The sequence below is a fragment of the Chryseobacterium geocarposphaerae genome (assembly GCF_002797535.1).
In the GTDB taxonomy this organism is placed as follows: domain Bacteria; phylum Bacteroidota; class Bacteroidia; order Flavobacteriales; family Weeksellaceae; genus Chryseobacterium; species Chryseobacterium geocarposphaerae.
The window spans coordinates 209,289-225,684 of the sequence record NZ_PGFD01000001.1 but is presented as its reverse complement, the minus strand read 5'-3'; the positions used below and the strand labels follow the sequence as shown (position 1 = coordinate 225,684).

16 protein-coding genes are annotated in these 16,396 nt (G+C 34.8%); 8 read left to right on the top strand and 8 right to left on the bottom strand.

Going from position 1 to position 16,396, the window contains the following annotated elements; genetic code table 11:
* Nucleotides 1–45 precede the first annotated feature (45 nt).
* From rny to CLV73_RS00975, 6 genes are all read right to left on the bottom strand, one after another.
* Nucleotides 46–1,614 carry a ribonuclease Y gene (gene rny, locus CLV73_RS01000; RefSeq protein WP_100375044.1) on the bottom strand — a complete coding sequence of 523 codons (1,569 nt, stop codon included), beginning with the start codon at nucleotides 1,612–1,614 and terminating at the stop codon, nucleotides 46–48.
* A 219-nt stretch (nucleotides 1,615–1,833) separates the two neighbouring features.
* Complete coding sequence (locus CLV73_RS00995; protein ID WP_039365953.1) at nucleotides 1,834–2,121, bottom strand: cell division protein ZapA; 288 nt, start codon at nucleotides 2,119–2,121, stop codon at nucleotides 1,834–1,836.
* Entirely contained in the window at nucleotides 2,121–2,423 is a 303-nt protein-coding gene (locus tag CLV73_RS00990) for a hypothetical protein (RefSeq protein ID WP_039365955.1), read from the bottom strand. The genes CLV73_RS00995 and CLV73_RS00990 overlap by 1 nt, the downstream gene beginning before the upstream one ends.
* Nucleotides 2,424–2,564: 141 nt before the next feature.
* Nucleotides 2,565–3,350 carry a type IX secretion/gliding motility protein PorT/SprT gene (gene porT, locus CLV73_RS00985; protein WP_100375043.1) on the bottom strand — a complete coding sequence of 262 codons (786 nt, stop codon included), beginning with the start codon at nucleotides 3,348–3,350 and terminating at the stop codon, nucleotides 2,565–2,567.
* 3 nt (nucleotides 3,351–3,353) lie between these two features.
* Nucleotides 3,354–4,085, bottom strand: a complete 732-nt coding sequence (gene ubiE, locus CLV73_RS00980) for a bifunctional demethylmenaquinone methyltransferase/2-methoxy-6-polyprenyl-1,4-benzoquinol methylase UbiE (RefSeq protein ID WP_100375042.1) — start codon at nucleotides 4,083–4,085, stop codon at nucleotides 3,354–3,356.
* Between the two features lie 3 nt (nucleotides 4,086–4,088).
* A complete protein-coding gene (locus CLV73_RS00975; RefSeq protein ID WP_100375041.1) occupies nucleotides 4,089–4,658 on the bottom strand; it encodes a hypothetical protein in 570 nt (189 codons plus the stop codon).
* 101 nt (nucleotides 4,659–4,759) lie between these two features.
* Here CLV73_RS00975 and CLV73_RS00970 point away from each other — a divergent pair, with 101 nt between their 5' ends.
* Nucleotides 4,760–5,827 (top strand): 3-oxoacyl-ACP synthase III family protein, encoded by a 1,068-nt coding sequence (locus CLV73_RS00970; protein ID WP_100375040.1) that lies wholly within the window; start codon nucleotides 4,760–4,762, stop codon nucleotides 5,825–5,827.
* Between the two features lie 65 nt (nucleotides 5,828–5,892).
* A complete protein-coding gene (locus CLV73_RS00965; protein ID WP_100375039.1) occupies nucleotides 5,893–7,101 on the top strand; it encodes a metallophosphoesterase in 1,209 nt (402 codons plus the stop codon).
* A gap of 181 nt (nucleotides 7,102–7,282) precedes the next feature.
* Here the strand turns inward: CLV73_RS00965 and CLV73_RS00960 are convergent, their stop codons facing one another.
* Both CLV73_RS00960 and CLV73_RS00955 read right to left on the bottom strand, forming a co-directional pair.
* Complete coding sequence (locus CLV73_RS00960; protein ID WP_100375038.1) at nucleotides 7,283–8,035, bottom strand: polysaccharide deacetylase family protein; 753 nt, start codon at nucleotides 8,033–8,035, stop codon at nucleotides 7,283–7,285.
* An 85-nt stretch (nucleotides 8,036–8,120) separates the two neighbouring features.
* The gene (locus CLV73_RS00955; protein WP_100375037.1) at nucleotides 8,121–9,086 is read right to left on the bottom strand and encodes an NAD-dependent epimerase/dehydratase family protein; all 966 of its coding nucleotides are present in this window, start codon (nucleotides 9,084–9,086) and stop codon (nucleotides 8,121–8,123) included.
* A 90-nt stretch (nucleotides 9,087–9,176) separates the two neighbouring features.
* On the opposite strand from CLV73_RS00955, the gene ggt reads away from it, so the two are divergent.
* The 6 genes from ggt to CLV73_RS00925 all read left to right on the top strand — a co-directional run bounded on the left by ggt (nucleotide 9,177) and on the right by CLV73_RS00925 (nucleotide 16,260).
* A complete protein-coding gene (ggt, locus tag CLV73_RS00950) occupies nucleotides 9,177–10,862 on the top strand; it encodes a gamma-glutamyltransferase (RefSeq protein ID WP_100375036.1) in 1,686 nt (561 codons plus the stop codon).
* A gap of 64 nt (nucleotides 10,863–10,926) precedes the next feature.
* Nucleotides 10,927–11,601, top strand: a complete 675-nt coding sequence (locus CLV73_RS00945) for a response regulator transcription factor (RefSeq protein ID WP_100375035.1) — start codon at nucleotides 10,927–10,929, stop codon at nucleotides 11,599–11,601.
* A 45-nt stretch (nucleotides 11,602–11,646) separates the two neighbouring features.
* Complete coding sequence (locus CLV73_RS00940; RefSeq protein WP_100375034.1) at nucleotides 11,647–12,933, top strand: sensor histidine kinase; 1,287 nt, start codon at nucleotides 11,647–11,649, stop codon at nucleotides 12,931–12,933.
* Nucleotides 12,934–13,001: 68 nt separating this feature from the next.
* Nucleotides 13,002–13,784 carry a phosphatase PAP2 family protein gene (locus tag CLV73_RS00935; RefSeq protein WP_100375033.1) on the top strand — a complete coding sequence of 261 codons (783 nt, stop codon included), beginning with the start codon at nucleotides 13,002–13,004 and terminating at the stop codon, nucleotides 13,782–13,784.
* 10 nt (nucleotides 13,785–13,794) lie between these two features.
* Nucleotides 13,795–14,832, top strand: a complete 1,038-nt coding sequence (locus CLV73_RS00930) for a sulfite exporter TauE/SafE family protein (RefSeq protein WP_100375032.1) — start codon at nucleotides 13,795–13,797, stop codon at nucleotides 14,830–14,832.
* A 147-nt stretch (nucleotides 14,833–14,979) separates the two neighbouring features.
* Nucleotides 14,980–16,260: a dicarboxylate/amino acid:cation symporter gene (locus CLV73_RS00925; RefSeq protein WP_100375031.1), complete on the top strand. Its 1,281-nt coding sequence runs from the start codon at nucleotides 14,980–14,982 to the stop codon at nucleotides 16,258–16,260.
* Nucleotides 16,261–16,396: the final 136 nt, after the last annotated feature.

The following is a 16,396-nucleotide window of genomic DNA, read 5'->3' as shown; positions in this document are numbered from 1 at the left end:
TTTCAATTTCTTGAAAGGTTTTTATAAAATATCTTTTTTTGATTATTATCTTGCAATATTCACAGCTCTAGTTTCTCTGATTACTGTTACTTTTACTTGTCCGGGATAAGTTAATTCATTCTGGATTTTTTCTGAAATATCATACGATAATTGAGAAGCTACTTCATCATTTACCTTTCCGCTTTCCACCATTACTCTTAATTCTCTACCCGCCTGAATGGCATACGCTGATGAAACCCCGTCAAAACTTAATGCTGCAGATTCAAGATCTTTTAATCTTTGGATATAAGATTCCAATACCTGACGTCTTGCTCCCGGTCTTGCTCCGGAAATGGCATCGGCAACCTGAATGATCGGCGACAATAAAGAAGTCATTTCAACCTCATCATGGTGAGCTCCAATAGCATTTACAACTTCTGCATTTTCACCGTATTTCTCTGCCCATTGCATACCTAATAAAGCGTGAGGAAGTTCAGACTCCTGCTCCGGAACTTTACCAATATCGTGTAACAGACCTGCTCTTTTAGCCAATTTTACATTTAGACCTAATTCAGCAGCCATCGTTGCAGCAATATTTGCTACTTCTCTCGAGTGCTGCAATAAGTTCTGTCCATAAGAAGAACGGTATTTCATTCTACCTACAATTTTGATCAACTCCGGATGTAATCCGTGAATTCCTAAATCAATAATTGTTCTCTTTCCTACTTCTATGATCTCTTCCTCGATTTGTTTCTTGGTTTTCTCTACTACTTCTTCAATTCTTGCTGGGTGGATTCTTCCGTCAGTAACTAATCTGTGAAGTGATAATCTTGCAATCTCTCTCCTTACCGGATCAAAACATGAAAGAAGAATAGCCTCAGGAGTATCATCTACAATAATTTCTACACCTGTTACCGCTTCCAAAGCACGGATGTTTCTACCTTCTCTACCGATAATTCTACCTTTTACCTCATCAGATTCGATATTGAAAACAGATACAGAGTTTTCGATAGCCTGCTCCGTTCCAATTCTTTGAATTGTCTGAATAACGATTTTTCTGGCTTCATTTTTCGCATTCATCTGAGCTTCTTCCATGATACTCTGAACATGTGCCTGAGCTCTAGTTTTTGCTTCAGCTCTCATGGTTTCCACCAATTCTGCTTTAGCCTCATCCGCCGTATAATTAGCGATTTTCTCAAGAATTTCTACTTTTTTGGCAGTTGCTGTATCCAGTTCCTGTTGTTTTCTCTCTAAAATTTCTGTTTTCTTAGCATAATCAGCAATTTGCTTATCCAGATCTTTTTCAAGTTTTCCTGTCTTGCTCAGCTCGTCATTTAGCTTGTTTTCCTTGTCTTTGATTCTTTTTTCAATCTCCTGCATTTTCTTTTCACGAGCCTGAATATCAGCATCATGCTGAGACTTCAGTTCCAAGAATTTTTCTTTGGCCTGAAGGTTTTTTTCTTTCTTTATGGATTCAGCTTGTACATTAGCTTTTTCTATAAGGTTTTCGGCATTTTTCTTTGCATCATCTATGATAAATTTTGCCTTAGTATTTAATGAGCTTCTAGAGAAAAACATCCCTAAAATGGCCCCTAATACTAAGCAAATAACGCCGACTATAATGGCTGTTGTCATATATATTGAGTTTTAATTGTCAAATTTCATAAAATAAAAAAGCCTACAATAATTCAGAGATTGAGAGTAAACTCCTAATCAACACGATTTGAACTGATTTCCATTGTCTGTAATCCGGACGAACCGGCGCGCCATTCAACGGACATTTGTTCGGTAATTGTTTAGCGTTGAGTTTACCTTTAATGTGTTAGAATTATTGTAGGCAGTCTTTTGGAAAAGTTATTTTCCAATTTCATTCAGCGATTGATTAATTTTGCTTAATCTCTCGTTGGTAGAATTTATATTTTTTTCGTAGTTCATAGACACCACTTCAGCATTGGTTCCTAATTTTAAGGCACACATTGCCAAAGCATCCTGTTTGTCTCTTACATCGAAATTTTGTTCAAAATCTTTAATCATATTCTCTATCTGCTTCCCAACTTTACGCAAAGTTTCTTCCTCTGCTGCGGGTACATTCAGCGGATACACTCTTCCTGCAATGTTTATGGTTATTCTTCTTACCTCCATTATAATCCACTGTTTTGAAGCTGTGCAATACAGAAATCAATTTCTTTTACCAGTCTGTTGATATGGTTCTTCATTAATCTGTTGTGTTCAGGATTTCCTGAAATTGCTGAATAGAGCTTTATATTTTTTTGTTCTTCTGCTAATACCTGATTTTTTTTCCTTTCTTCATCATATTTCCTCTGCAGTTCCTTATTTTCAATGCTTAGTTCCGATAATTTTTCAGTAAGATTATTATAATTCTTCTGCAAATTCATAATCTTTTTTTCTAATTCTGAAAAATTGGTTTCTAACTCTTGAAGCATTTCAGGTTTTGTATATTCTAACTATTAGCAAAAATAGCAAAATATTAATATTAACAAAAATAAAAGTCTCTATATTTTGAGTTTAAAACAAAAAAAGGAGACACAAAGCGTATCTCCTCAATATTTATTTTAAATATTTTTTTATTCAAACTTCAATACAAACATAATCGCTCTTGTTTGTAAAGTAGATATAGCTGACGCCCAATATGGAGGAGTTGTTGCATTATCTGCAACCATTTCATTATTCATGAAGAAGGTCCCTCTGATGGCCGGTGTTAATTTGAATTTATTAAAGTAGAACTGAATACCCATTTCAGCAGACCAAGCAAAGTTATGCGTTGTAGATCTGAACACCTGCTGCATATTATCATCTGTAGAGTCTGAATTAGACTGTAGGTTTACTACATAATTTACCCCTGCTGCAACATAAGGTCTGGAGTTGTACCATCTGTGTCCGTGAAGTTCCAATAATACAGGAACATCAACTAAAGTAGATTTAACTTCTCTTGTTTTATCTTTGTCTGTAAGTGGTATAGGAACAAAAGGATCATTCGTTAATGTACCATTTTGATATTGGTCATTATACTGAGTATTAAACATTAATTTTCTTTGAGCAAATTGTAACCCCGGCTCCATTCTTAAGTCTAAATAATCATTAAGTCTCCATTTTGCGATAAGACCGGCCCCAAAACTTGTACTTTCTTTAGAGGTAACAAGATTCTGGTTGCCATAGGTACCGTATCTCGGATTAAGTACTATACGGTAATCCAGCATATTGCCATTCAAATAAAATCCCCAACTGAACTTTTGCTCATCAAAGTCTTCCAACTTATCCATTCTGTTTCGGGTTCTGAAGAATTGTGCATTTGCCAAAACGGCAATATTTACTGACGCTAAAACCAGTGCTCTTAATAAAAATTTATTCATAGGTTACTTTGTTGCTTTATAAATTGTGGCTATACCTAAACTTAGTTTTTTATATTCAACTTTTTTAAATCCTGTATCTAAAAGAATTTGTCTCATCTTTTCCCCAAAAGGAAAAGCATTTACAGAATCCGGAAGGTATGTATATGCCCTATTATCTTTTGAAACCAGTCTGCCAATGGCAGGTAATATATTTTTGAAGTAAAACATATATAATGGTCCTAAGAACCCCTCAACCTTTGAAAACTCCAGTATATAAACACTCTTGTTATCTTTAACTACTCTTCTTAATTCTGCTAACCCCTTATTAAGGTTTTCAAAATTCCTTACTCCAAATGCAACGGAAACAGCATCAAATCTATTGTCCTCAAAGGGTAAATTTTCTGCATCTCCTTTTTGCATGGAAATTTTGCCGTCTAAATTAAGTTTTTTTATTTTAATAACGCCAACATTTAACATTTGTTGCGATAAATCTAAACCAATTACTTTGGAACCCGTTCCTTTTTCAATGGTAATTGCTAAATCTCCCGTTCCTGTAGCCACATCCAGCACTTCTTGAGGATGATCGTTTTTCATCCATTTTACTAAAGTATTTCTCCATAAAACATCAATTTTCAGAGATAAAACACGATTCAGAAGATCGTATTTCGGAGCAATATTGTCGAACATATCCTCTACCTGGCTCTTCTTTGTAGCATCAGAATTGTAGGGAGTAACTTGGTTGATATCTTTTGTCAAAACTTAAAACTTGTAATATTCTTTATAATAATTTAGGTAATCCTGCTTTCTGAAAATTTTCGATCTGGATTCTACCTGTTGGATATTTTTGATAACTTTATCATAATCTTCATCTACATTATAATAAAAATCTTCAGTATACAGCTTATTGAAGTGTCTTGCCCCTCCATAATATGCTTTTCCGTCAATCATCGTTTTATCAAGAGCCAAAAGTAATGAATCTTTTTTAAGATTGTATCCATAATACTGATCGTTTACATAATAATCCTGATGGGCAATATTGATCAGACCACGGATTTTATTTACTTCAAACGCAGAATCGTAAAGTAATTTTTTATTCTGATCGAAAACTTTAATCGAATTTTTTCCTTTATTTAAATCTACATGTACAAACTGCCCTGCAGCAACAATTCCTTCGGAACCGTTATTAATCTTATAATAATAGGTATTGGGCGTAGGATTGTCTACCACATAATAATTCTTCTTTGCTAAGAAAAGGAAGTAGATCCCAAAGGCAATGATAAACACCACAACTGCAATAAGTAAGCCTTTTAAGGACGAATTGTTTTTCATAGATTGTAAAGTACAATTTTTGCAAATTTAATAATATTTTTAATTCTCCGTTATTAATATTAATTATTAACTTTGCATCTTTAAAAAAATCATATAAACGAATGCCGAATACGATCATTATTGGTTCTGGATCTTACCTTCCCAACAGAATAATTGGAAGAGATTATTTTCTAGATTCAGAGTTTTATACAGAAGACGGGGTGAAGATTGACAAACCTGCTGAAGAAACTATTGCGAAATTTGTAGAAATCACAGAAATAGAAAACAGGAGATTCATAGATGATGATCTTTCAAATTCACAAATCGGTTATGAAGCTGCAAAGATTGCTATTGCAGATGCAAAAATAGATCAGGAAGAATTAGATTATATCATTTATGCAAGTAATTTCGGGGAAGTTACAGTACATGGATATGCTGACTTTATGCCGACAATGGCTGCAAGAGTAAAAAATAAACTAGGCATCAAAAACAGAAAGTGTGTAACTTATGATATGCTTTTCGGATGTCCTGGATGGGTAGAAGCAATGATCCTGGCCGATACATTAATTAAAGCTGGATCAGCAAAAACCATTTTAGTAATCGGAGGAGAAACATTAAGCAGAGTAACCGACCCTTCCGACAGAAACAGAATGATCTTTGCAGACGGAGCAGGAGCTGTTGTGGTAAAAGCAACTGACGAAGAAAACGTCGGAATCATTGCCCACAACACAATCTGTGACAATGGTATCGAACTTGACTATTTAGCAAACGGACCTTCTATCAATAAAGATGCAGACCAAACCCGCTTATTTGTAAGAATGCAGGGAAGAAAAATTTATGAGTATGCTCTTAAAAACGTTCCTGCAGCTATTAAAGAAACCATTGAGGATGCAGGCCTGTCTATTGAAGACATCAACAAAATCTTAATTCACCAGGCAAATGCAAAAATGGATTATGCCATGATCGAAAGACTTCACAAGCTTTATGATGTGAAAGATTACGACCATTCTATCTCTCCAATGACGATCCAGGACTTCGGTAACTCCTCTGTTGCAACCATTCCTACCATGTATGATTTAATAATTAAAGGAAAAATGGAGGGTCAAACGTTTAAAGAAAAAGGTAACATTGTGATGACTTCGGTAGGTGCCGGAATGAACATCAATGCTATCGTTTATAGATTTCCTTAATATTATTTAATTTAAAATATAAAAAGCACAGGGAAACTATTCTTTGTGCTTTTTTACATTTAATTATGCAGAGAAATTTTTTAATTATTGCCGCTATTTTTTTATTCCTGGAGATATACATTTATCAGGCAATAAAAACACTGACAGATAACTTTTGGATAAGAACCGGTTATTGGGCAATTTCTTTAATCATTTATGGTATTTTTGCTTATGAGGTCACTCATTTTAGCAGAGCCGACAGAAGCACTGCAAGAGCTCAAATTATGATCTCTTTGTTTTTAGTTTTTATTCTTCCTAAAATTTTCATCGTTCTGTTTTTGTTGATTGATGATATTTTCAGAACAGGAGGTTACTTAATTGGCTTAACACAATCTACCAGTGAAAATTTCTTTCCGGAAAGAAGAAAGTTCTTAAGCTTGGCAGGATTGGGATTAGGCGGAGTACTATCCGCTTTATTCATTGATGGAATTACGTTTGGTAAATACCGCCACAAAGTAAGAAGGGTACGAATGAATTTCACCAATCTTCCTAAAAGCTTCAAAGGCTACAAAATTGTACAGATCTCAGACGTTCACAGTGGAAGTTTTTCTGATCCAAGTAAACTCGAACATGCTATCAACTTAATTAATGAACAAAACCCGGATTTGGTCTTATTTACGGGAGACATGGTGAACAATGTGGCCGATGAATTCAAGCCTTTCATTCCTTTATTCTCCAAAATCAAAGCAAAAGACGGCAAGTTTTCGGTATTAGGAAATCACGATTATGGCGATTATGTAAACTGGGAGTCCGCAGATGCTAAAAAACAAAACCTGAAAACACTCATTGAATACGAAAAACAGGCCGGTTTTGATATGCTTCGGAACGAACATCGAATTATCGAAAAGAATGGTGACAAACTCTACATTCTTGGAGTTGAAAACTGGGGACTAAAGCCTTTTCCTCAATTCGGAAGGCTGGATGATGCTTTAAAAGGCGTTCCAGAATCAGCACCGAAAATTTTAATGAGCCACGACCCTACTCACTTTGATTATGTGGTAAAAAAGCACCCTAATAATATTCATCTGACACTTTCCGGTCATACACACGGAATGCAGTTCGGATTAGACTTAAAAAACGTAAAATGGTCACCGGTTCAATACCGTTACCCAAAATGGGCTGATTTATATGAAAGTGAAGGAAAAATGCTTTACGTAAACAGAGGTTTTGGCGTATTGGGATATCCGGGAAGAGTGGGTGTTTTGCCGGAGATTACTCTTTTTGAATTGGCTTAATCTTTTCCCACAGATTTCACGGATTTACACGGATGTTTGCGTATAATTTTTTTTCTTAAAATCTGCTTGATTTTTAGAATAAGTAAGAAATGATTATAATCCCAAATAGTTTTTACTAATCTTTTCACGAATTAAAACATAAACATCCGTGTAAATCCGTGAAATCCGTGGGAAAATAAAATTAAAAAATATAATCTTTCATTCGAGAAGTTGCTAATTCTTTCTCGTTAATCCAGGTAAGGAGGGCATCTAATTTGTCCTCCATTTTTTTGCCCGAATTTAGCCTTCTGAAAAACGGAATATCAAATTTATACTTACTAAAATCAGTAAACTGCCAGGAATTAAGATAGATCAGAACAAAATCATCATTCTTCAGGGTTTCAAACACCATATTCTGATAATACTTCATAGGGAGGATCTGAAACACGAAATCATTATATGGCAACTGACTGTAGGGAGAAATACTTTCCGGTACAATACTTACCCCATCTTCTTCTGTGATTTCCGTATCTCTTTTCAAGCGCTTAAAAGGAAAGAGAATATTGGCATTATCAATATTGGAAACATAATTAAATTCCAACATTTTCAAATCTTCATGGGGCAGCTTATGATCTTTCTGCCGGATTCCGCGAATCTGTTTTTCAAGAAAATCCTGTACAGACTTCTTTGTTTCTTCAATTTCATGAAGAGCAGAATTTTTATTATAAAAAGCAATTTCATGCCCTTGGGATGAAATTGCTTTTATTAGATTTTGCAGTTTTTCAGCAATGGAAATTTCCACAAAAAAGCTCGCTTTAACATCGTGAATATCTAAAATCCTAAGAATTGCTTTTGTATTATTTTCTGAAATTTTCAGTCTTTCTTCATCGGAAATCTGAACGCCATTTTTGGAATCAGCTTCAATATTTACGATGTTAAAAGTGAATAATATCATTTAAATTAAATTTTAGATAAATTTTTTAATAGATTAAAAATCAGATGTTAAAATATTTTTTAATTAAAGTCAAACTTGAAGTATATTAATTCTTACCCAATTTAACTTTTAAATTCTTGATCATATCTTTAGTCATTTCAGAAATTCCGAAATCATAAGTCAGTCCCCAATCTTTTTTGGCTACAGAATCATCAATTGAAGCCGGCCAGGAGTCTGCAATCTGCTGTCTGAAATCCGGTTTATAATCGATCGTAAATTCAGGAATTTCTTTCTTGATTTCTTCCGCCAATTCTTTTGGAGTAAATGACATCCCACCTAAATTGTAAGATGAACGAACCGTTAAACTTTCTTTCGGAGCTTCCATTAATTTCAAAGTTGCGTTGATGGCATCATCCATGTACAGCATCGGCATTCCTGTATTTTCGGAAATGAAGCTGGTATATTTTCCTTCTTCAATGGCTTCGTAGAAAATTTCAACGGCATAATCGGTAGTTCCTCCACCGGCAGGAGTTTTCCATGAAATCAACCCCGGATATCTGATACTTCTTACGTCTACTCCATGCTTGTCAAAATAATATTCGCACCATTTTTCTCCCGCCATTTTAGAAATCCCGTAAACTGTCGTAGGATTCAATACTACATCCTGCCCTACATTCTCTTTGGGAATTCCTTTTCCAAATACTGCGATGGAACTTGGCCAGAAGATCTTTTTAATTAGTCCTTCTTTCGCCAATTCACAAAAATGAAGCAGAGGTTCAAGATTTAATTTCCACGCGAAAATCGGCTGCTTTTCTGAAGTTCCTGACAATAATGAAGCAAGGTGATAAACAGTAGTGATCTCATAATCTTTGATCACCTGTCTTACCAGCTGAGTATTGGTAACATCCATTCTTTCGTAATGACCTGCAGAAGTGATTCCCTTTTGCCATCTGTCCAGCCCGGAAGCAACCACATTATCTGCCCCGTGAATTTCAACAAGTCTGTTCGTAAGTTCGGTGCCGATCTGTCCCAGAGCACCTGTAATCAGTATTCTTTCCGTATAGGATTCCATTTTACTTAATAATTAGTTGATTTGAGCAAAAGTAAATATTTTCAACCCTATCTTAAAACAAAATTGTAAATTCGGATATAAAATTTGTAAATGAAAAAGATCGCCATCATATTTATCCTTTTTTCTTTCTCTGTTTCAGCACAATACACGGACATTAATATTATAAAAGAAGTCAAAGTAAAAAATAAAGGAGTGGTTGTTTCCGCTCATCCTCTTGCAAGTGAGGCCGGCGCAAAAATCCTGAGAATGGGAGGAAATGCGTATGATGCCGTCATTGCGACCCAATATGCTTTAGCTGTTGTCTATCCCCAAGCCGGAAATATTGGAGGCGGTGGTTTTCTGGTCGGTGTAAAGAATAATGGCGAAAAATTCACGATAGATTACCGGGAAACAGCTCCTAAAAAGGCATCAAGAGACATGTATCTTGATAAAACCGGTAAAGCGGATACGGATCTGTCACAAAACGGAAGATTAGCAGTAGGAATTCCCGGAAGTGTTGCCGGTTTTTTTGCCACTTTAAAACACGGAAAACTTCCTATGGAGAAAATCATTCAGCCAGCCATTGATCTTGCAGAAAAAGGATTTGCCATCACAGAACAGGAAGCCAGTTTACTGAATACTCATAAAGCCAATTTCCAAAAACACAATCAGACAGTTACAGTTTTTGTAAAAGATACCCCTTGGAAAGCAGGAGATCTTTTAGTTCAAAAAGAATTGGCGGAAACTTTAAAACTAATTCAGAAATCCGGGGCAAAAGGATTTTATGAAGGAAAAACTGCAGAATTTCTCGTTTCTGAAATGAAAAGGGGTAACGGAATAATTACGGCCGAAGATCTGAAGAATTATAAAGTTGCAGAAAGAAAGGCCTTGGAGTTTGAGTATAAAGGTAATACCATCGTATCTATGCCATTACCTTCAAGCGGCGGAATTTTACTGGCTCAAATGCTGAAAATGTCAGGTTACGAAAATCTTGAAAAATATCAGCAGAATTCCACACAGGCAGTACAGATCATGACAGAAGCAGAAAGAAGAGCTTTTGCCGACAGAGCCGAGTATATGGGTGATCCTGATTTTATTCAGGATAAAACCTCTTATTTAATTTCTGATGAATATCTAAAAAACAGATGGAAAAGTTTCAGTTTCAATAAAGCAACACCAAGCTCTGAAGTAGGAAAAATCATAAAACAACCCAAAGAATCTACGGAAACTACACATATTTCCGTTATTGACAAAGAAGGAAACACAGCCGCTGTTACCACCACTCTGAACGGCTTATACGGAAGCAAAGTCGTAGTTTCGGGAGCAGGATTTTTCCTGAATAATGAAATGGACGATTTTTCCATAAAACCCGGTGTTCCCAATATGTTCGGTGCTGTAGGCGGAGAAGCCAATGCTATCCAGCCGAACAAAAGAATGCTTTCTTCCATGACTCCAACGATTATCCTTAAAAATGGAAAACCTTACATGGTTGTCGGAACTCCAGGAGGAACGACCATTCCAACTTCTGTTTTTCAGTCGATTGTTAATGTTATTGATTTTAAATTAAATGCCAATATTTCAGTAAATGCTCCGAAATTTCATCATCAGTGGCTTCCTGAAACAGTGGCTTTTGAAAAAAACTTTCCTGAAACTACGATTAAAGACCTGGAAAAATTAGGTTACAAAACCGAAAAATGGAACCAGATCGGAAGAACGGAAATAATCCTGATTGATGAGAACGGAAATATTCATGCAGTTGCGGACGGTCGTGGTGATGATTCTGTAGGAGTTGAATAATTGATTTTCCAATCATTTTTATTTATTCAAAATTTCTACAAAATTGGATTAATACATTAGCAGCATGAAAATTTTAATTATCGAAGACGAGATAGAATTATCAAAAAGTATTGCTGAATATCTTTCTGAGAAAAGTTATTTGTGTGAATTTGCGTCTACATTTCATGAAGCGATAAGCAAAATAGAGACTTTTGATTATGCCTGTATCGTCCTGGATATTATGCTTCCCGACGGAAATGGTCTTGCTATTCTGGAAGCTTTAAAGAAAGAAAACAAGCAAGACGGGGTAATTATTGTTTCTGCTAAAAATGCATTGGATGATAAGATAACTGGCCTACAGATGGGAGCCGATGATTACCTCACCAAACCTTTTCATCTTTCTGAATTAATGGCAAGAATCTACTCTATTATCCGCAGAAAGCAGTTTAACAATTCCAATATTATCATTCAGAACGAATTACAAATTGATCTTTTAGCTAAAAGCGTTTCTATCAATCATCAGCATATTGATCTTACCAAAAAGGAATTTGATCTTCTCATTTACTTCATCGGAAATAAAAATAAGGTCATTTCAAAAAGCACTTTGGCTGAACATTTATCGGGCGACTTTGCTGATATGCTGGATAATCATGATTTTGTGTATGCTCATATAAAAAATCTAAAGAAAAAACTTTATGATGCGGGCTGCAACCATTACCTGAAAACAGTGTATGGAACCGGTTATAAATGGACTACATAAGCAACATTAAAAATATTTTCCAAATAATTGTAACTTATACCTATTGTGAAACCTTTATTAAGCAAAGCCACAAAACCTTTTATTATTTATGTCCTTATCGTTCTCACGATAAGTATTCCGATTTATTATCTGGTAATCAATACCGTTTGGGAAAATGAACTTGATGAGCATAATAGAACTGTCGCCGAAAAAACCGCTTATGAATTTAATCTTCTAAAGCTTTCTGACACTGAATTATATGAAAACATCAGGCTTTGGAATCGTATTCAGCCAGAAACGAATATAGAAAGTATTCCTGTGGGTATTTCGCATAAAGATTTATATTTCACAATAGAAAAGCATAAAAACTTTGCGGGTAAAAACGAAATAGAAAATTACAGATGTTTAAAAAAAACAGTCTATATTAATAATAAGCCATTTCTGTTTACAGTACATACCAATATTGAAGAATCTCAGGAAACCATTGGCGTGATTGCACTGACTACTGTTTTCTTTTTTCTCGTTATTGCTTCCGGTTTATTATTTTTAAACCGAAGATTGTCTTTCATTATCTGGAAACCATTCAGAAATACTTTAGAAAAACTCAAAAAATTCAATTTAAATAATCAAAATCAAATTGAGTTTGAAAAAACAGACACCATAGAATTTGAAGAGCTTCATGAGTCACTGAATAGACTGATTGAACATAATGTTTCTGTATACCAGGCTCAAAAAGAGTTTACAGAAAATGCTTCCCATGAACTGCAGACACCTTTAACGATCATCAAGCATAAAATAGATATTCTGCTTCAAAATGAAAACTTAACGGAAGAACAATATCTGATTGCAGAAGATATCAATAAAGCGTTAACACGAAGTTCAAGAATCAATAAAAATCTGTTGCTTCTTGCCAAAATAGGCAACAATCAATTTAACAATTCAGAGAAGATTGAATTTGATGTTTTGGTAAAACAGAGTCTGGAAATATTTGAAGAACATTTTGATCAAAAGAATCTTTCAGTATACTCATCCGTTCATCCCCAAATTAAAGTCCTTGGAAATAGCGTATTGTGTGAAATTCTCATTAATAATTTACTGATTAATGCCATCCGTCATACTCTCCAGAATGGGTCAGTTTCTGTAGTTTTAACTGAATCCTTTTTTGAAATTTCGAATTCGGGAACTGAAAAACTCAATACAGAATCATTATTTAAAAGATTTTCAAAATCTTCTTCTCATTATAACGGAAGTGGTTTAGGATTGGCTATCATCAGCGAAATTTGCAGGTTTCACAAGTGGGAAATCGGCTATAAATTTGAAAATAATCATCATATTTTTTCTGTAAAGTTCTAAAATTCAAAGTTTCTTCCAAATTGGGTTGCAATTTTGTGCTAATAATTCATCTTAAAGACATACATCCAATGAAAGGTTTATTATCAGGTATACTCATCGTTCTTATATGCTTTCAGAACGTTTATGCACAAGACAGCTTGGAAATCAAGAGTACTCAAGATACTGTCATATCAAAATTTAATTCAGAAGATACCACCCATCAGTTAAACTATAAAAAACTAATTATACCTACAGCTTTAATCTCTTACGGGATAGCAAGTTTGAGTATAAAAGATTTGAAAAAGCTTAATTTTTCTACCCAATATGAGATCAGCGAACATAAACCCGACCATATAAGACTTGATAATTATACCCAATATGCTCCGGGAGTTTTGGTTTATGGCTTAAATGCCTTAGGAGTAAAAGGAAAGCATAACTTTAAAGACAGAACTATTATTTATGGTACCTCGTTAATGATTACCACTGCGTTCATTCTTCCTCTTAAGCATACTGTAAAAGAAGAAAGACCCGATTTTTCCAATAATTTATCTTTTCCATCCGGTCATACTGCCATGGCTTTTGCTTCTGCTCAGTTCATGTTCAGAGAATACAAAGACACCAATTTTCTATTGGGAATTTCCGGATATTCTCTTGCCGTTTTTACTGGAATATACAGAATGCTGAATAACAAGCACTGGCTTGGAGACGTTGTTGGAGGCGCTGGTTTCGGTATTTTATCTACCGAATTGGCTTATTGGCTGTATCCGAAAATCAATAATCTTTTAGGCGGAAAAAAGGAAAAAAGCCAGACGATGATTATGCCTTATTATCAGAAAGGAAATGCAGGAATTGGATTTGTAAAGAATTTTTAATTTTTTTGACATGGCTTTAAATATCATTCTTCTGTTTTTAGGAACAATAATAGCTTTTTGGATAAGCGCAATCTGTGGTGGTGGAGCGAGCCTGATTTTAATTCCTATTCTCAATTTACTTTTACCAAGTTCAGTCGTTCCTTTCTCATTAACCATAGGTAGCTTCACAAGTTCTGTATCAAGAATTTCTGTTTTTAAAAAACATATCAAGTGGCAAATTTTCTTTTGGTTTGTGCCTTTTTCAATTCCGGCTGTTTTATTAGGAGCATATCTTATTAAATATATTAATCCCAATTACCTTCAATTAATTGTTGCTTTTTTCCTTATTGCCAATCTGCCGGAATTATTTAAAACAAATAAAATAAAACAGGAAAATCAAAAACCATATTCTAAGTTCTTATTAGCTGCTATAGGTTTTTTTGCGGGGTTTATCTCGGGTATTACAGGTGCAATCGGTTTGTTATTCAATCGTTTTTATTTGAGATTCGGGCTTAAAAAAGAAGAAATTGTTGCGACAAGAGCAGCAAATGAGGTTTTTCTCCATTTAATTAAACTGATTATTTATATTTCTCTTGGTCTATATTCATCAACCGCCTTATGGCTGGGAATGACAATAGCCGCGGCAACCATTCTATCATCTTATACCGTAAAATATATTCTGCCCTATTTAAGTGAATTTTTGTTTAAAAAAATAGGATACGGAGCCATGGTATTCTCGGGTATTCTCTTATTCATAGGAACCTCTGATAAAATAATTCAACAGGATAAAATTTCTTTATCTAGCAGCCATAAAACGTCTGAATCAGAATCTGTCATTTCCTGGAGAAATACCGATTTTATTATAGAATTTGCCTTTGATGATGGTTTTGAAGTGGAGCGACCGATACAATCTGATGAGCTGCCCAACATTCTCAAAGAAAAATACAACAGTCTGAAAAACCAGTATGACGCAATACATATCGAAAAAGTTTTCTCATTTGGCCAGCAACCAACCTATGAATTTTACTGCTATAGGAAGAATCTGATGATTAGAAAGCTGGAAATATAATACTTTTTAAGATTAAATAAAGTCTTATTCTTTAGAACTTAATACTTTCGGCGGGGCTGAAGCCCCGCCGAAACTTTTCATGACTTTTGTCATATTTACAAATAAAAATTCTTAATTTTCGCCCTTCAAAATACAAAAACAGCTCCTTTGAAAGCAAAACAAATCTATCAGCAGCTTTATTTTCAAGTTATTATAGCAATTGTCGCAGGAATTCTTTTAGGGAAATTTTATCCGGAATTGGGCGAAAAAATGAAGCCTTTAGGAGATGGCTTTATCAAACTGGTAAAAATGATTATTGCTCCGGTAATTTTCATTACCCTTACTCTGGGAATCGCTCATATGACTGATCTGAAAAAAGTGGGGAGAATTGCTGTAAAGGCTATGATTTATTTTGTTACTTTTTCAACATTGGCATTAATTATTGGACTCATTGTAGGAAATATTTTACAGCCTGGCCATGGTTTAAACATTGACCCTTCTACCCTTTCAGGTGATGTTTCACAATATCAGCAGAAAGCTCATGAAACTACATTGACAGGATTTATCATGAATATTATCCCTGAAACATTATTCAGTCCTTTGGTAGGAGATAACATTTTACAAGTACTTCTGGTTGCTATTTTAATGGGAGTTGCCCTGGTTCTGACAAAAGAAAAGAGCCAGAAAGTAACTGATTTTTTACAAGATCTTTCCACTCCGGTTTTCAAAATTGTTCATATGCTCATGAAACTGGCACCCATAGGAGCTTTTGGAGCAATGGCTTTTACTATTGGAAAATACGGGCTCCATTCCGTATTGAATTTAATATTTTTAGTAGGCACCTTTTATATCACCTCCATTCTTTTTGTTGTATTGGTTTTAGGTTCCGTTGCGTGGTATAATGGCTTCAATATTTTTAAGCTGATGTATTATTTAAAAGAAGAGCTTCTCTTGGTATTGGGAACAAGTTCTTCCGAATCTGCCCTTCCGGGAATTATGGAAAAACTGGAAAAAGCAGGCTGTTCAAGAGCTATCGTGGGACTGGTAGTTCCTACCGGATATTCCTTTAATCTCGACGGAACCAATATTTATATGACATTAGCTTCTTTATTTATTGCCCAGGCTTTAAATATTCATCTTCCTATCGAAAAACAAATCATGCTGCTTTTGGTGGCTATGCTAAGTTCTAAAGGAGCAGCAGGAGTAACCGGAGCCGGTTTTGTAACGTTGGCTGCGACATTAGCCGTAGTTCCTGAAATTCCGATTGCAGGAATGACCTTGATTCTAGGAATTGACAAATTTATGAGTGAATGTCGTGCCTTAACAAATGTTATCGGAAATTCCGTGGCAACCGTAGTTGTTGCGAACTGGGAGAAACAGTTAGATAAAAATCAGTTGCAGTATTGTTTGAATCACCCGAACGAAATAGAAAAGAAACTTGAAATTTGATTTTTTGAATCCCTAGAAATCAAAAACTCTGTATTTTAAATCTTAAAGCCTCTCATTAACAGTAGAGGCTTTTTGTGTTTTGTCTGCAATTTTAAAGGCTTATCAACATTATATTAAAAAATTTGTTAACTTTAAC

What these genes read in the sequence shown, in the direction of transcription:
- porT (WP_100375043.1), bottom strand. Translation starts at nt 3,350, where the DNA reads ATGAATAAATTTTTATTAAGAGCACTGGTTTTAGCGTCAGTAAATATT.
- CLV73_RS00930 (WP_100375032.1), top strand. Translation starts at nt 13,795, where the DNA reads ATGGCTTTAAATATCATTCTTCTGTTTTTAGGAACAATAATAGCTTTT.
- CLV73_RS00935 (WP_100375033.1), top strand. Translation starts at nt 13,002, where the DNA reads ATGAAAGGTTTATTATCAGGTATACTCATCGTTCTTATATGCTTTCAG.
- CLV73_RS00995 (WP_039365953.1), bottom strand. Translation starts at nt 2,121, where the DNA reads ATGGAGGTAAGAAGAATAACCATAAACATTGCAGGAAGAGTGTATCCG.
- CLV73_RS00945 (WP_100375035.1), top strand. Translation starts at nt 10,927, where the DNA reads ATGAAAATTTTAATTATCGAAGACGAGATAGAATTATCAAAAAGTATT.
- rny (WP_100375044.1), bottom strand. Translation starts at nt 1,614, where the DNA reads ATGACAACAGCCATTATAGTCGGCGTTATTTGCTTAGTATTAGGGGCC.
- CLV73_RS00965 (WP_100375039.1), top strand. Translation starts at nt 5,893, where the DNA reads ATGCAGAGAAATTTTTTAATTATTGCCGCTATTTTTTTATTCCTGGAG.
- CLV73_RS00955 (WP_100375037.1), bottom strand. Translation starts at nt 9,086, where the DNA reads ATGGAATCCTATACGGAAAGAATACTGATTACAGGTGCTCTGGGACAG.
- ggt (WP_100375036.1), top strand. Translation starts at nt 9,177, where the DNA reads ATGAAAAAGATCGCCATCATATTTATCCTTTTTTCTTTCTCTGTTTCA.
- CLV73_RS00960 (WP_100375038.1), bottom strand. Translation starts at nt 8,035, where the DNA reads ATGATATTATTCACTTTTAACATCGTAAATATTGAAGCTGATTCCAAA.
- CLV73_RS00975 (WP_100375041.1), bottom strand. Translation starts at nt 4,658, where the DNA reads ATGAAAAACAATTCGTCCTTAAAAGGCTTACTTATTGCAGTTGTGGTG.
- CLV73_RS00990 (WP_039365955.1), bottom strand. Translation starts at nt 2,423, where the DNA reads ATGCTTCAAGAGTTAGAAACCAATTTTTCAGAATTAGAAAAAAAGATT.
- CLV73_RS00970 (WP_100375040.1), top strand. Translation starts at nt 4,760, where the DNA reads ATGCCGAATACGATCATTATTGGTTCTGGATCTTACCTTCCCAACAGA.